Raw genomic sequence first — 15806 nt, forward strand, 5'->3', positions numbered from 1 at the left:
GGCTAATATGGACAGCGACCGATTGCTATTCACCACCGATTTGGGCAAAGGGGTGCGGGAAAGTGAAATTCTTTTTATCGCCGTGGGAACCCCAGCCCTGGAGGATGGCTCCAGTGATACCCGTTATGTGGAAGCGGTGGCCCGCAGTATTGGTGAGCATTTGGATGAAAAGTATCGGGTAATTGTCAATAAATCAACGGTGCCCATTGGTTCCGGGGATTGGGTGCGGATGATTGTCACCGAAGGCAATGAGGCCCATCAACAACAAACGGGTCAGGCGATCGCCGTCAACTTTGACGTGGTGAGTAACCCAGAATTTTTGCGGGAGGGGTCTGCGGTTTATGATACGTTTAACCCAGACAGGATTGTATTGGGAGGGAATAATCCCCAGGCGTTGGCCTTGATGCGGGAACTTTACACGCCCCTGATTGAAAGACGGTTGGGGGAAAATCCTGATCTGCCGCCGGTGCCGGTGGTGATGACGGACCTCAGTTCCGCTGAGATGATTAAGTATGCGGCCAACGCCTTTTTAGCTACCAAAATTAGTTTCATCAATGAAGTGGCTAATATCTGTGACCGGGTGGGGGCGGATGTGACCCAGGTGGCCCAGGGCATTGGCTTGGATTCCCGCATCGGTAGTAAATTTCTCAACGCAGGCATTGGTTGGGGGGGGTCCTGTTTTCCTAAGGATGTGTCTGCTTTGATCCACACCGCCAAGGACTATGGCTACACCACCTCCATTTTGAATGCTGTGGTGGCGGTAAACCAAGTACAACGGCTGATTGTGGTGGAAAAATTACAGCAGGAGTTGAAAATCCTCAAAGGCAAGGTGATTGGCCTGTTGGGATTGACCTTTAAGCCCGATACGGATGACATGCGGGATGCTCCGGCCCTGAACATTATTCAGCAACTGAATCGTTTGGGGGCCAAAGTAAAAGCCTACGACCCGATTGTTTCCCAGTCCGGGGTAAGCCATGGGCTGTCGGGGGTGCAAATTGAGTCGACCCCAGCTATGTTGGCAGACCAGTGTGATGCCCTAATTTTGGTGACGGAATGGCAGGAGTTTTTAAAACTGGATTTTCCGGCCCTGGCCAGCCGTATGCACCAGGCGGTGATCATTGATGGTCGTAATTTCCTGGATAAGGAAAAATTGCAAGAAGCTGGATTCCGTTACCTGGGGGTTGGCCGTAGTTAGTTTTTGCCTATATCTCAGCTCCAAGGTTGATTGGGAATAAAAATTGCCAGGTCAGTCCCGGTAACAACCCTGCTCAACTTTCTGTCAACTCCCCGTCTCCCCGGACAGGGAAGGGAAACAGCGTTACAATTAGACACAATTATCGTTGTCAACCATGGGGGTCAATGCCTTGCCCTGGAAGTGTTTCACTGCCATTGACGACGACACTAAATTGTCCCAATGCTTTCTCTATGAATTCCGTAGCCCCTTCCATAACTGATAACCAATTCGATGTGGCGATCGCCGGGGGAGGTGTTGTGGGGCTGGTATTAGCGGCGGGTTTGCGCCATACGGGGCTAAAAATTGCCATTATCGAAGCGTTACCCAAGGAGCAGGCCCTTACTAAGCCCCAAGCCTATGCTATTTCCCTGCTGTCGGGCAAAATTTTAGCGGGGCTGGGGGTCTGGGAAAATATTAAAGACTCCATCGGCCATTTCGACCGCATCCAAATTTCCGATAACGACTATCAAGGCACTGTCCCTTTTACTAAGGAAGATGTCAATGAATTGGCCCTGGGGCATGTGGCGGAACATCCAATCATTCTGCAGGCGTTGGAAAATTGTGTAGAGCAATGTCCCCGCATTACCTGGTTTCGTCCTGCTGAGCTGATCGGTTTTACGGAGGGAGAAAAGCACAAACAGGTCACCCTCCAACAGGAAGACAAGGAAATCACCCTACAAACCAAATTGTTGGTAGCGGCGGATGGGGCCCGTTCCCGCATTCGTTCCCTGGCCGGCATTAAAACGAAGGGTTGGAAATATTGGCAATCCTGTGTGGCTTTCACCATTCAGCACCAAGCCCCCGACAATACCACCGCCTTTGAGCGTTTTTGTGACACTGGCCCCATGGGGATTTTGCCCCTACCCGGCGATCGGGCCCAGGTTGTCTGGACTATGCCCCACCATAAAGCCCATAGCCTAATTAACCTACCGGAAGCAGATTTTATTGGGGAATTGCGTCAACGCATTGGCGATCGCCTAGGGGAATTTCGTTTGGTCAATGCCCGTCGTTTATTTCCAGTGCAACTAATGCAGAGCGATTGCTATGTGCAACCCCGTTTAGCTTTGGTAGGGGATGCGGCCCACTGTTGTCATCCGGTGGGGGGTCAGGGGTTAAATCTGGGCATCCGGGATGGGGCAGCGTTGGCCCAGGTCATTGCCACCGCCCATAATCAAGGGGAGGATTGGGGTTCCCTAGCCGTGCTCAAACGCTATGAACATTGGCGCAAACCGGAAAATTGGCTCATTCTCGGTTTCACCGACCTGCTGGATCGTTTCTTTTCTAGTCATTGGCCACCGGCGATCGCCTTGAGGAGATTGGGCTTAGAAGTGTTGCGCCTAGTGCCCCCGGCGAAAAAACTGGCCCTGCGTTTGATGACTGGTTTGCTGGGTCGCAGACCCCAACTAGCCACAGGACAACGTTGAACAAGTCAGTAATCCTAGATGCTAAGGCGATGGGCAATTAAACTGCCCAGCAATACACCGATCGCCCCGATCACCAGACTTCCTAAACCGTAGAGTATGCCCTCGGCCAACTGTCCCGTACGCCAGAGGGAAGTTACCTCCAAGGCATAAGTAGAAAAGGTTGTGTAAGAGCCCAAAAATCCCACCGCTAAAAGTAACCTTAAATCCGGGGACAGTAAAGCAGGCTGGGTCGCCAAGGTCACCACTAACCCCATACCCACACAACCGGAAAAATTAATTAAAAAAGTGGCATAGGGTAAATCATTGCCAAAAATTCTAGCCAGAAAAATAGTGGCATAGTAGCGGGCCAAAGCCCCTGGTATGGCGCCTAAAATAATTGCCAATGGCGATCGTAAAGAAGCTGGCATGGCCCCCAACCATTGCAATAAGGGATTCATACAAGATCGTCAAAATCGAATTCCCGGTCTAATTGTTGTTGGGAAGGTATACCCCGCCGCCGACTACCACCGGACAACGGGACCAACAAACTGCCCACCACCAATCCCCCGGCTACGGCAAACACCAACAGCAAACCCACCGGCATCTCAATGGATTGCAATGTTAAAAAGCTCAGGGCCACCGGGGTGACATTTTGGATGGTCAATAACGCCAGGGATATTAACCCCAAAGCTAAAACCATGGCGATCGCCAATTGACTCATGCGACGTAGCATCCAGATCCAACTCCCCTGCCTAGGCGGTTGCACTTCCCAAGGATAGCTCAAAAACCAGCTTGCTCCGTCACCACAACTGCCATAGCGTGCCTAACCCCAAACCAAGCACCGGGGCAATTAACCCCACTAATCAGTGGTTAACAGTAGCAAAAAGAATCGTCAGTGACTTTGCCCTATTCCACTTTTTTCCATGTTCATCCCCCTAAAGATGGGACTGACATGCCTTGGGGGGGACGCCTATGGTGGTAGTAGAGCAGTCAAGCTCTAATTTGGTCTCGGTGTGTTAGGACGTGTCAAGGAGAGAAGCTGATGAAATTACAGCATCCCAAACCCCACAAATCTGTCCGTCGGGCGATGCGCTCTTGGGCCGGTCCCTTGGCGATCGCCCTAGTGATGATCATCGGCCTGGAAACGGCGGCAACGGCGGCTTTTTCTAGTCTCGAGGAACATACCGTTGTTTATAACGGCAAATGCCCCGGCGACAGGGACGATGACTGTAGGGACTAGGCAAAAAAAGTCCGTTGGCTAAGGGCACTGGTTGATTTATGAACCGGTAATTACTCCCCGCTAGCGGACCATCCGCTTGGTCTTTTACCACTTATCACGAACGGCAGGCGAGGGAAAATCTCCTTCACCTCCTTTTTTTTGACAATTTTTGCCTGGCTGGAGGCAGAATAGAAGCAGTGCGGTCAGATTTTCGCCCAATTACTGCGGAGGTAGGCTAAAAAAATTTCTGTGGCCCTGCCCACTGGCGAGCTTAAGATTAGAATAAAGCGAGAACTTTCCCGACAAAATCGTCTCCACTGATCAGGACAACGACTTGTGCTCTATCTGGCTGAAATTAAGAAACAAACCAAAAACTTTTTAGGCGGTTACAAAACCGAGTTTAAACTTCTGGCCTGTCAGCACAGCGATCAGACCTGGAGTGCCCTGCCTAACGAAGAAAACTTCCAAACCGACGACATGGGAGAAGCCAGGGAGGGAACCCTTTGGATTCTAAACCTGAGTAATAGTCGTGCCCTGCAAGGAACTCCAGAAGTGGCGGCGCCGGAGTTAGTGCGGCAACTGCAAAAACTCTCCCGCCTCTCGGAAAAACTCAAAGAACAACAAAGCGAAATTGAACGTTGGCGAGAATCCCTCACCTTTCAGTTCCAGGAACTGAGCCAGCGGGAAATGGAAATTGAAGCCAAGGAATCGGAAGTTGAAGACCGGGCCAATCAACTTGCCCAGGTAGAACAGCAAAAATACGAGGTGGAGCTAGCCCGACAAAAATTGGAAGGGCAAAGGGAGCAACTGGCCGAACTCCAACAACAGTTTGGCAATTTGCTCGAAAATAGTGCTGAAAATCGGGAAGTGTTACAGGGCATCCTCCAGCGCTTGGGGGCTTACCCCGAGGCCATTCCTGCTTTATTCAAAGCTTCGGCCAATGCCCAACAAAGCGCCGAGCAACAGCAACAGGTCTTCAATGACCATTGGCAGGTAGTCACTAATGCTGAACAAGAATTGGGGAGGAACCAGGCATTAATCCAGCAAAAACAGGAATTATTGGCCATCCATGGGCAGGAATTAGATGCCATTGCCCAAGAGTTGACCAAAGCCAAAGTGCAATTGACGGTGGAGCAGCAGGGGGTGGTGAATGGGCAAAAGCTCTTAGCCCAGTTGAAAGCTGAAATTGGAGCCGCTGAAAGCTTACAAACCAATCTCTATCGGCTGGCCACCGGCGCGATGAGCGTTAATAAAGATCATCAAATTGACGTGCAACACCTGGAGCAATTGCCCCTGGGGGAACTGGAAGAAACAGTTAAAGCATTGCAAACGGATATGCAAAAACTGGCCCGCTTTGTTAATGACCAAGAAGAAGAGTTGACCCTACAGTGCGAAGAAGTGGATGCCATCCAGGCCCGCCTAGACGCCGCCGATGAGTACAGTCGCCTAACCATTGAGGAGGAGTTGAACGAAGAACAGGAAAGGAAGCGGATGCTGGACGAAACCCTAATTGGCCAGCGCCGCAACCTCAAGGAACGGCAGGAAGTGTTGTTGCAACACTTAAAAATTCTCCGTCGCCGTCAGGGCATTGTGGAAATTGACGACAGTATTCCCAACATTGACTTGGATCCAGTTATCCAACAATTGGAGGAGCGCAAGCATAAACTCCAGGGAGAAAAAACCAAGTTGGAACAGGATTTGCAGTCCACTAAGCAGGGTTTAGGGGAAATTGAAACGATGATTGCCAACCTCGACCAGCAGTACCAGGGGAAAAAGAATAATTTTGAACACGATCGCCAGGAAGTGGAGGATCTACAAAAGCAGACGGCGGCACTGGAAGCCCAGGCTCGTTTGTTGAGGGCGGCTCTGCAGCCCCTGCAGGACCAGTTGGATGTGATGAAGCCCCAGTTGCAGGAAATCCAAACCCTCTTATTTGGCGGTTAGTTGTCGATTTCCATGGATTTGGGGACGTTGGCCATGTTTTCTAGGAGGAGACGGGATTAAGCGTGAAGAAATTTCCTCGTCCCCTCGCATTCTGGCCTGGATTGCTGGGATAATGGGCGCTATTATGAGCTTCTGCATCGAAACCATAGTCCTGAAGTTATGACCCAAACCACCCTCGTTCCATCCCGTCATCCCCTCAGAGAATATATTCAAAACCTAGAGGCCGGGCAGGCCCTGTTGGCGGATTCGCCGGAGAACACGCTGGAAGTGGTGGGCATTCTCAAAAGCTATGGCGTTATCCTCGATGCCTATTCCATCAATCTGCAACACATTGCCCATACCCAGTATCTGAAGTTATTTCCCTTTTTTAAATATTTCAACGGCAATATCAACGGCGATCGCCTACTGAAACATTGGTGGCACAATCGCATTAACTACGAATATGCAGAATATTGCATGAAAGCGATGATGTGGCATGGGGGGGGGAAATTGGATGAATACCTAGATGGTGCGGAGTTCAAAGTCAACGTTAAAAAATTAATTAAAGCGAAAATCAAAGGTAATCCCTTTGTGCAACTGCTTAATCAAATTTTTCCCGAATTTTTGCCTGAACAAATGCGGATGATGGCCTACTATTCCGCCCTGGGTCAATTCTGGCGGGTAATGGCGGATATCTTTTTTAATTTATCTGACCGCTATGACCGGGGAGAAATTAAAACCATTCCCGCTGTGGTGCAACATATCCAAGACGGTTTAGTGGCCGATGCTGCCCGTCCCATTGTTTATCGGGTGGAGTTGGGGGGAACTAGCTATGATGTTTTGCCCCCCAGTGCCAATTTAGCTTTTTTGATGGAAACCGCCGTGCCCTATGTGGAGGCAGTGTTTTTCCGGGGTACTCCCTTCCCTGGCACCATTTCCTATAACGCCCAGGCAGGACAAATTCCCCCGGACCAAAGCCTATTTACCTATGGAGCCCTCTATGCCGATCCCCTCCCCGTTGGTGGAGCCGGCATCCCCCCCACCTTGCTCATGCAGGACATGCGCCACTTTTTGCCGGACTATCTCCGGCAGATTTATCAGGCATCCCTAAGGCAGGAAGGGGATTTACTGGTGCAAATTTGTGAAACTTTTCAAAAATCCATGTTTTGTGTCACCACCGCCGCCATCCGTGGTTTGGCCCCCCACCCCCTGGAGACCGATAATCCCCAGGAACAGGAGGCTAACCGGGCTTACCTAGAAAGTTGGATGGATCGTTTCCTCACTTCCCGGGTAGAAATTATTAACCAACCATCAACCATGGCCGATTAGTCGGCTTTCCCTCAGCACTGTGGTTGAAAACATTGAAACTATTGGGCAAGCAATGGAGCGGTGTCGTCAAGAAACCCTCCGCCTGTTGCATCGCATTCCCCCGGCCTTAGGCGATCGCCAATGGCACCCAGATTTTAGCCCCATTGATTGGCACTTTGGTCACATCGCTTTTACCGAAGCCCTGTGGCTATTGCCGGAGCCAGAACGGGAACGGTTCCATGGCCCAGCTTACCAAAAGTTATTCCGAGCCGATGGTTTGCCCAAAGCCCAGCGTTGCGCTTTGCCCGACCGGGACGCCATTGAGCAATATTTAGGGGACGTGAGAGCGGCTGTGGAACGGGTATGGCAATCTGCCCCGTCTCCTTGGGATCAGGGTAAGACAAGATTATGGTGGTGGCTCCTACAGCACGAAGTTCAACATAGCGAAACCATAAGTTTTCTCAGCCATTTAGCTGGCATTGACCTAGGGGTTGATCAACCTCATTACTCCACTGACTCCCAAAAATCGCCTTTGGAAGCGGCCATGGTGGCCATTCCCGCCGGAGCCTTTTGCCAAGGTAGCGAACAAATCTGGGCCCAGGACAACGAACGCCCTGCCCATGGGGTCGAAGTGGAACAATTCTGGCTAGATAAATACCCTGTTACCCAAGCCCAATACCAACAATTCATCGATGGTGGTGGTTATCAACAAAGCAAATACTGGACAGAGGCCGGTTGGCAATGGCGATCAACGGCCAACATTACAGCACCGCTTTATTGGCAACCCGAAAGTAAAACCCAGGATCATCCCGTCTACGGAGTCAGTGCCTACGAAGCAGAGGCCTATGCCCACTTTGTTGGTAAACGCTTACCTACAGAGCAGGAATGGGAAAGGGCGGCCCGTTGGTCTGGGGAGCATCACTCCAGCACCTATCCCTGGGGAGAAGCCTTGCCCAGCCTGGAGCTATGTAACTTTAATAATCACCATGGGCAAACTACCCCTGTCAATTATTATGACCAGGGTCTTAATCAAGCGGGCTGTTATGACCTGTTGGGCAACGTCTGGGAATGGACTGCTTCTACTTTTGAACCCTACAAAAATTTTCAACCCTATCCCTATCGGGGTTACTCCCAGGTCTATTTTGATGGGGAACATCGGGTGATGCGGGGCGGCAGTTGGGCTACCCGCAGTTGGGGCTTGAGGGCTAGCTTCCGCAATTGGTACCATCCCTGGATTAGGCAAGTTTTAGTCGGTTTTCGTTGTGCCAGTTAAGGTCTGAGCTATCCTTTCTGCGGGAATGAAGTATGAAGTAAACTTTATCGAACTGCAATTTTCAATGGCTAAAAACCGCCAACAAAGCGGCCAGGACTAAAAAGATTGGGGGGGTCAAACTGATTTTTTAGGCGGCCCATCATAGCTAAACCATGGCCACTCTGGCCCCAAATGTCACAGTGTTTTTTGTATGCGGGAGGTGCTTCTAGTAGCGTTAGGTAACCCCCATAATTTTGACAAATTTGTCTGTGCTGGCGTAATTCTTCCCGGTCAAGCTGGCTAAAACGGACCCAACCAATGCCATTGCCCAACTGTACGTGTCCCAATCCCGGCAACTGTTGCAGAAACTCCACCGCTTTAGCGGGCAAGAGGCCAAACTTACAGAGTATGGGGCCCATAATGTTTTGCCCTGCCATGGCATTTTCCCACCGTTGCCAGAGTTCAATTTCCTCCTGATGTGCAAAGGATTGGCTTTCTAGGGTGAGGGCTTGGGCAAGTTTTTCCACCTCACCGACCTGGGCTTGCACCACCGGCTCGAGGTTTTGGAAACGGATGAGTAAACCCAATTCTTTCCCAAGGTTTAATTCTCCCACTAGACCCTGGGAACAGATCAGAGCCGCGGTGGGGGCCAGTCCCGATCGCCGGAGGGCTTGACTGAGTTCGGTCAGCCGGGCCCCATTACTAGTCAAAAAAACGGTTTGGGAATGGGAAGGTAGGGGATAAAGACGAAACGTGATTTGGGAAATAAAACCCAACGTGCCGTAGGAACCAATGAAAAGTTTCATCAGGTCATAACCAGCCACATTTTTAACCACCCTGCCGCCGGCCTTAGCGAGTTGTCCATCCCACCGGACAAAGGAGAAACCCAGCACCAAATCCCGCACTCCACCGTAACGCTGTTGCCAAGGCCCGGCACAACCTGTGGCCATAATGCCGCCCACCGTTGCTTGGTCATGGTAGAGGGGATTGAGGGGCAAAAATTGCTGATGGGGTTGCAATATAGCCTGCAAATCCTTGAGTTTTACCCCCGCTTCCACCGTCACGGTCAAATCTGCCACCGCATGGTCAACAATGCTATTCAAACGACCACTGCTCACCAGTAACTGCACCGGCTTAGCCAAACCGCCCCAAGCGAGTTTACTTTGGTTGCCACAGGGAATAATTGGCCAATTGTTTTGATGGCACTCACCCAATAGGGATTGCAACTCTTGCTGACTCTCTGGAGCCACCCAATGACTAGGGGCATGTTCCGGCTCGGCCAAAGCCTGGGCGATCGCCATTTGTTGCTGGGGAGGTAAATCTTTGACGGAACAGCTAGAGCTGTGGGGGAAATGCTGAGGCAAAAAAGGCAGAGAAGCAACGGCCATGGAACTTAATAAAGGAAAATGGTAACCCCAACACGGTTAATTAGAGTTAGCTACAGCGCCAATCCTAGCGCAGTTCAACTATCGATTCAATGGAAAATTTAGGGCTACATATTCTCGGAGAATAGCATAGAGCTTCACTGTAGTTGCTAGAATTTGTTTAGGGTTAGGGGACACTCCACTGGCATTATCCCCAGATTGAACAGAATTAATTTTTAGCCTATCCCCGAGACGTCAATGTCCTCCCCCCAAACTACCACTGTTTTTGCCATTGACGATAGCCCCTTGAACCTTAAAGTTCTCCGCCGTTTTATCGAGAGCTTGGGTTGGCGAGTATTCACCGCAGAAGAGGGCGCAACGGCCATCCAGAAAATTTTTCAGGTGCAGCCTGACATCATTATTCTCGATATTATGATGCCCGGAATGGATGGCTTTGAGGTTTGTCGTCGCCTCAAAGAAACCCCCACCACTGCCAAAATTCCAGTTATTTTTCTCTCCGCTTTGACTGACCAAGAAAGCATTGTCAAAGGTTTAGAATTGGGGGCAGTGGATTACATCCATAAACCATTTCAGCAAGCAGAAATATTAACTCGTTTACAACTACAGCTGAAGCTATACCAAGCAAATCAAGCTCTGACAGAAAAGAATCAGCAGCTAGAAGAACAAATTCAAAAAAATGAACGAACTCAAACCGCCTTAATGCAATCAGAAATTAATTTTTCTGTGGCTTTTAATCAAAATCCTGACCCTATTTTTATCTATGGTCGCAGTAGTGGTTGCATCATGGATGTTAATCAGCAGTTTTGTGATTTTTTTGGTTTAGTCAAACAAGAACTGGTGGGAGTGATTCATCAACAATTTAATTTCTGGGTGGATGAACAGCAGCGGCAGCGATTTCTACGGGACTTATTGTTATGGCAGCAGGATAGTGAGGTCAAGTTTAATAACTGGGAGGTAGAAGTTTGTGATTACCAGCAACAAATCCGCACAATGTTGCTGTCTGGGGAACCCATAGAATTCAATCAGGTAAATTGTTTGCTATTTGTGATGCGGGACATTACTGAACGCAGAAAGGCGGAAAAGCAGTTAAAAATTCTTTCCCAAGCCTGTGAACAAAGTCCAGCTTCCATTGTGATTACCGATGTTGAAGGCAATATCACCTATGTAAATCCTAAATTTGAGGAAGTTTCTGGTTATAGCTCAGAAGAAGTGGTGGGATGCAACCCCAGAATTTTAAAATCCGGTGATAAAACCAAAGACGATTATGAACTAATGTGGCGCACTTTGGCTTCCGGTCGCCCTTGGCATGGGGAGTTTCACAACCGCAGAAAAAATGGTGAATTGTATTGGGAAAGGGCTTCCATTTCTCCCATTTGCAATCAGCAGGGCATTATTACCCATTACGTGGCGGTTAAAGAAGATATCACCAAGGAAAAACAACAGGCAGCGGCCCTCTTTCACCAGGCCCACTATGACCATTTAACTGGACTGCCTAACCGTATTTTGGCTAAGGATTGTCTCCAGCAGGCGATCGAATCTGCCCTGCGCCATAAGCATTTGGTCGGCTTAATGTTTCTGGATTTGGACAATTTCAAAAAGGTGAATGATACCCTCGGCCACAATGCCGGGGACCAACTTTTGGTGGAAGTATCAGAAAGATTACAGCGGGCCCTACGCCAAACCGACACAGTGGCTCGCTTGGGGGGAGATGAATTTTTAATTATTGTCGACCAAGTTGCCCATAGCCGCAGATTAACGGCGATCGCCCAACGGTTATTGGGGGTAATGCGGCAACCGGTCAATTTGCAGGGAATGGAATTTTTTGTCCATGGCAGCATTGGCATCACGGTGTTTCCCGACGACGGCTTCCAGGCAGATACGTTACTACGCAATGCCGACACGGCCATGTATGCAGCCAAATTGGCTGGGCGCAATATGTTTCGCTTCTTCACTCCCCACATGAATCAGGCGGCCCAAAAGAGGATTGTTATGGAGTCCGAATTACGGCAGGGCCTGGCCCGTCAGGAGTTTAAGATTTTTTATCAGCCCATTGTTAACCTCAAGTCGGGGGAAATTGCTGGAGCTGAAGCCTTGATGCGTTGGCAAAATGGACGGCTGGGAGCCGTGCCCCCGGACCAATTCATTCCCATTGCGGAGGAGCTGGGTTTAATTGTGGAGTTGGGGGAATGGTTGTTGGATAATGCCTGTCGCCAGGTGGCCCATTGGCATATACCTCTGGGGGATAAGCTTTTTTGGTTGTCCGTTAATGTTTCACCCCGGCAGTTAAAAGATGGCTATTTTGTCAGTATTTTGCGAGAATTTTTACAACGCTATCAGGTGCGTCCGGAGTGGCTAGAGTTGGAAATTACAGAAAATTTAATTCTGGAAGAAAATGGCGATCTATTGAAGAATTTAAGTGATTTAAAAGAGGAAAATATCAGTCTTTCTTTAGATGATTTTGGTACAGGTTATAGCTCTTTAAACTATCTGCGTAAATTCGATTTTAGTTCCCTCAAAATTGATCGTTGCTTCGTCGAACTACTGCCTGACGATCAAAATACCGTCGGTTTGGTAAGGGCTATTATTGCCATGGCTCATCATTTGGAGCTAGAAGTGATTGCGGAAGGCATTGAAACTCCTGCACAATGGGACTTTCTCCGCCTGGAAGGATGTGACTACGGCCAAGGCTATTTATTTAGTCCGCCGATCGCCGTGGAGGAGTGGGAAGGTCTGTGGCAAAAGCAACCGTTCTTCCCCTGATTCCGGTAGGATGGGATCAGCCAAAATCCAGGTTAGTTTGCTGGGTTATTCGGCCTAGTTGGATTAGCTTGAAGGGGAAGGGAAGCCATGGGGCAACCAGGTTTAAAAACGGGGTTTAAGACTGTGTTGAAAAAGCCTCTCGTAGTAGGAGGAATTGGCCTATCAGCCCTACTGGGGCTTTGGTCTGCTACCCACAGTGCCGCACAACCGTGGGATCAATGGGGATTATGGATTTTATCTGGTTTGGGATTGGTCATCTGGCGCTGGCGGCGGCGTTATCAAGTCTCCCCGGAGCAGAGGCCTGCGTTAACTCCAGAGGTTTTGCAAACGGCGATCGCCAATGGGGAAAAGTTGTTGGCCCGCCGTCAGTCCCAAGCTCCGGATTTGGCATTGGAAGATTTAGCCCAGGAACTCCAAGCATTACAACAACCGGCTCCCCAACCCCAGGCATTGAACGGTATTGTCCTGGGGGAAAAACGCAGTGGCAAAACTAGTTTATTGGACCTACTACCTTCCCAACTCACCCCAGGGGAGGAAGAAAAACCCCTAATTCTCAATTGGCAGGTGGTGGCCGCGGAAACTCCCCCGGAAACCATGGCCCAGTCCATGGCGGATGCCCACTGGGTATTAGTACTGACCACTGGAGATTTGACCAGCGCCCAGTGGCAGGTGTTGGAGTTTTTACAAACCCACCATCACCATTGGCAATTGTTATTTAATAAGCAGGATATTTACCCGATCGGCGACCGTCAAACCCTCTGGGACCAACTGCAGCATCAAGTTAATCAATTGGGTAATCCCAACCCGGTTATCCCCATTAGTGCTGCCCCCCAGGCGATCCAAATTCGTCGTTATTTAGCCGATGGCCAATGGGAAAATGATCAGGAAACGCCTCCCCCCGACCTAGGGAATTTAATCTCCCAACTCCAACAACGGGCCGCAGAGCAATGGGAATCCCTGGTTCTGGGTCAACAATGGCGTCGATGTCAGGCCATTAGCCAAAAAGTGGAGGAACGGTGGCGGGAAAATCGTCGCACCCTAGCCCTTCCCTTGGTAGACCAGGCCCAATGGTTAGCCGCCGGCACAGCCTTGGTTAATCCTGTGGCCAATCTAGATCTGCTGACGGCGATCGCCATCAATGGTCAACTGGTCTGGGACCTGGGGGAACTGTACCATCAAAAAATTTCCCTGTCCCAGGCCCAAACGGTAGCCAAAGAGATGGGGGCAATTCTGATCAAACTAGGTATGGTGGAACTATCCACCCAAGCCCTGGGGGCACTGTTAAAAAGTCAACCCCTCACTTACTTAGCCGGTGGTGCCCTACAAGGACTGAGCGCCGCTTACTTGACCCGCATTGCTGGCTTGAGCTTGATCACTTTCCTCGAAAGTCAAAGTCCTGACCTGAGTGAACCCCAATGGGATTGGCAAAAGCTGACCGCAGTGGTCAAACAAACCTTTGAGCAAAATCAGCGTCGGGCTGTATTGCAAGGATTTTTCCAGCGGGCCCGCCAACAATTAAGCCCAGCCTCCCCAACTACTGCCTAGTTAGTTGGTTGATAATTTCAGCGGATCGGGGATAGATATTTAGCAAATCTTCCCTGTTGGCCAACTCAAAGTCCTGAAAATCAAATCCGGGGGCAACGGTGCAACCGACCAGGGCATAATCTCCCCCCTGTTTGACCCTGGAGGCAAACCAACAATCCCGGGGAACTACGGCTTGGGGTGCTTCTCCTTTTTCCAAGTCCAAGCCCAGGTTGATCACTGCCAATTCTCCTTGGGGCGAAAACCAATAAATTTCCAAGCTATCACCGGCATAGAAGTGCCACATTTCATCGGATTTGATTCTGTGGAAAGCGGAGAAATTATCCTTAGTCAATAAAAAATAAATGCCTGTGACTACATTCCTATCCCCATCGAAACCATGAAAATTGCCCTGCACTGGCGATCGATAAGTTTCTTTATAAAATCCTCCTTCAGGATGGGGCAGTAGGGCTAATTTTTCTACCCAGTAATTAATTGCTTTTTTCATAAAATTAATCCTAAAATTAATCCTAGTTTTTTTGATTAATTTGATTTATCTAGGGGAGATAAATTAGTTTTTTGCCAGCTTCTGCTCCGACCAATCTGGTAAATTTTTTCCCAGGCCATATAGCCAGAAAAGACCGATGGAACCTAGCAAAACTAACGCAAGACTGACTACTTGGGCCACCCTTAATGGACCAAACATTAAACTGTCTAGCCTTAGACCTTCAATCCATACTCGACCAAGGCTATAACCAATTAAATAAGCACAGGCTACCGTACCGGTTTTGATTTTTTCAGGATGTCGCAGACTATAAAAAAATAAAGTTATTAATATGGCAAAAATGCCTAAATTCCAGAGGGATTCGTATAGGAAGGTGGGGTGAAAATAGGCATAGTTGGTTAAATTCGGGGGGCGATTAGCAAAGGGAATATACAACTTCCATGGCAAATTAGTGGGCGCACCAAACGCTTCCGAGTTGAAAAAATTACCCCAGCGCCCGATCGCCTGGCCAAGAATAACTGCCGGGGTGAGCACATCGAGTAGATTCCAAAAGGACAGATGATGGCGGCGACTGAATAATAGTAAAGCTAAACTGCCACCAATGAGGGCACCATGGATGGCAATGCCTCCTTGCCAAATGGCAAAGATATTCAGCCAATCTTGAGCATAGCGGGGCCACTCAAACAAAACATAATACAAACGAGCGGAAGGAATGGCCGCTACCACCAGCCAAATAACTAAGTCATTGAATAAATCAGGGTTGATCCCCCTTTTTGGCCCCAACCATTGGCATAGGTTCAGGCCGATAATAACGGCACTGGCAATCAAAAATCCGTACCAGCGCAGGGCAAAGCTCCCCACTTGGAACATCACCGGCCCGGGGGACTGAAATTGTCCTAAAAACATTTGCTCAATCATTAACTTCCTTACGGCGATCGCCAACCCCTAATTCTTAGCATCAATCTGGGACCTTACCCAAGTCCGGAAAGCCTTGATGGTTTTGTTGCGGCCCTCATCGTCAATACGTTTTAGATAGGCAGGAATAATTTCCTTGAGGGGAAAGCTAGGAAAAATTCGGCTAAATTGTTGCTCTTGATATTTTCCCTGTTCCAGGCAATGAATTTCCAATTGTCGGTGCTTAAAACGCCACACCTCCGGCACTCCTAACTGGGCATAAATGTCTAAATAGGTGCGGGAAGTGAGATCCACTTCCAGGGCTAAATCCGGTGGCGGATCAATGGCGGCATCCCAACGCTTCAAACCCCGCACTTTCGCTTCATTTTGAACGTAAAAGCA

At 49.4% G+C, this 15806-nt stretch carries 14 protein-coding genes; 8 read left to right on the top strand and 6 right to left on the bottom strand.

Translation table 11 applies throughout. The annotated features are described in order from the left end of the window. Positions 1 to 1195, top strand: a 1195-nt coding sequence (locus IQ219_RS07045; protein WP_194072157.1) for a UDP-glucose/GDP-mannose dehydrogenase family protein, incomplete at its 5' end; no start/stop codon positions are given. A gap of 230 nt (positions 1196 to 1425) precedes the next feature. Then, on the top strand, positions 1426 to 2658 hold the full coding sequence (locus tag IQ219_RS07050) for an FAD-dependent hydroxylase (RefSeq protein ID WP_194072158.1): 1233 nt from the start codon (positions 1426 to 1428) through the stop codon (positions 2656 to 2658). Between the two features lie 14 nt (positions 2659 to 2672). On the opposite strand, the gene crcB is transcribed toward IQ219_RS07050, so the two are convergent. Continuing rightward, complete coding sequence (crcB, locus tag IQ219_RS07055) at positions 2673 to 3095, bottom strand: fluoride efflux transporter CrcB (RefSeq protein WP_190598217.1); 423 nt, start codon at positions 3093 to 3095, stop codon at positions 2673 to 2675. Next, positions 3092 to 3421, bottom strand: coding sequence for a LapA family protein (locus IQ219_RS07060; RefSeq protein WP_194072159.1), 330 nt, complete (start codon positions 3419 to 3421; stop codon positions 3092 to 3094). The genes crcB and IQ219_RS07060 overlap by 4 nt, the downstream gene beginning before the upstream one ends. Positions 3422 to 3679: 258 nt before the next feature. Here IQ219_RS07060 and IQ219_RS07065 point away from each other — a divergent pair, with 258 nt between their 5' ends. The 4 genes from IQ219_RS07065 to IQ219_RS07080 all read left to right on the top strand — a co-directional run bounded on the left by IQ219_RS07065 (position 3680) and on the right by IQ219_RS07080 (position 8360). Continuing rightward, positions 3680 to 3877, top strand: a complete 198-nt coding sequence (locus IQ219_RS07065; protein ID WP_190598219.1) for a hypothetical protein — start codon at positions 3680 to 3682, stop codon at positions 3875 to 3877. Between the two features lie 315 nt (positions 3878 to 4192). Continuing rightward, positions 4193 to 5800, top strand: coding sequence for a pilus motility taxis protein HmpF (gene hmpF / locus IQ219_RS07070; RefSeq protein ID WP_194072160.1), 1608 nt, complete (start codon positions 4193 to 4195; stop codon positions 5798 to 5800). Between the two features lie 159 nt (positions 5801 to 5959). Beyond that, complete coding sequence (locus IQ219_RS07075; protein ID WP_194072161.1) at positions 5960 to 7108, top strand: CO2 hydration protein; 1149 nt, start codon at positions 5960 to 5962, stop codon at positions 7106 to 7108. A gap of 19 nt (positions 7109 to 7127) precedes the next feature. Beyond that, entirely contained in the window at positions 7128 to 8360 is a 1233-nt protein-coding gene (locus tag IQ219_RS07080; RefSeq protein WP_194072162.1) for an SUMF1/EgtB/PvdO family nonheme iron enzyme, read from the top strand. Between the two features lie 68 nt (positions 8361 to 8428). Here IQ219_RS07080 and IQ219_RS07085 read toward each other — a convergent pair whose 3' ends face one another. Beyond that, positions 8429 to 9727 (bottom strand): FAD-binding oxidoreductase, encoded by a 1299-nt coding sequence (locus tag IQ219_RS07085; RefSeq protein WP_194072163.1) that lies wholly within the window; start codon positions 9725 to 9727, stop codon positions 8429 to 8431. 234 nt (positions 9728 to 9961) lie between these two features. Here IQ219_RS07085 and IQ219_RS07090 point away from each other — a divergent pair, with 234 nt between their 5' ends. Together IQ219_RS07090 and IQ219_RS07095 are read left to right on the top strand one after the other, a co-directional pair. Then, positions 9962 to 12484 carry an EAL domain-containing protein gene (locus IQ219_RS07090; protein WP_194072164.1) on the top strand — a complete coding sequence of 841 codons (2523 nt, stop codon included), beginning with the start codon at positions 9962 to 9964 and terminating at the stop codon, positions 12482 to 12484. Positions 12485 to 12571: 87 nt separating this feature from the next. After that, the gene (locus tag IQ219_RS07095) at positions 12572 to 14029 is read left to right on the top strand and encodes a DUF697 domain-containing protein (protein ID WP_194072165.1); all 1458 of its coding nucleotides are present in this window, start codon (positions 12572 to 12574) and stop codon (positions 14027 to 14029) included. Here IQ219_RS07095 and IQ219_RS07100 read toward each other — a convergent pair. From IQ219_RS07100 to IQ219_RS07110, 3 genes are all read right to left on the bottom strand, one after another. Next, the gene (locus IQ219_RS07100; protein ID WP_194072166.1) at positions 14019 to 14513 is read right to left on the bottom strand and encodes a cupin domain-containing protein; all 495 of its coding nucleotides are present in this window, start codon (positions 14511 to 14513) and stop codon (positions 14019 to 14021) included. The two genes, IQ219_RS07095 and IQ219_RS07100, sit on opposite strands and share 11 nt — an antisense overlap. A 63-nt stretch (positions 14514 to 14576) precedes the next feature. Then, complete coding sequence (gene lgt, locus IQ219_RS07105) at positions 14577 to 15428, bottom strand: prolipoprotein diacylglyceryl transferase (protein ID WP_194072168.1); 852 nt, start codon at positions 15426 to 15428, stop codon at positions 14577 to 14579. 27 nt (positions 15429 to 15455) lie between these two features. Next, positions 15456 to 15806, bottom strand: a 351-nt coding sequence (locus IQ219_RS07110; protein WP_194072167.1) for a Uma2 family endonuclease, incomplete at its 5' end; no start/stop codon positions are given.

This window comes from Synechocystis sp. LEGE 06083, from assembly GCF_015207725.1.
Classification (GTDB): domain Bacteria; phylum Cyanobacteriota; class Cyanobacteriia; order Cyanobacteriales; family Microcystaceae; genus Synechocystis; species Synechocystis salina.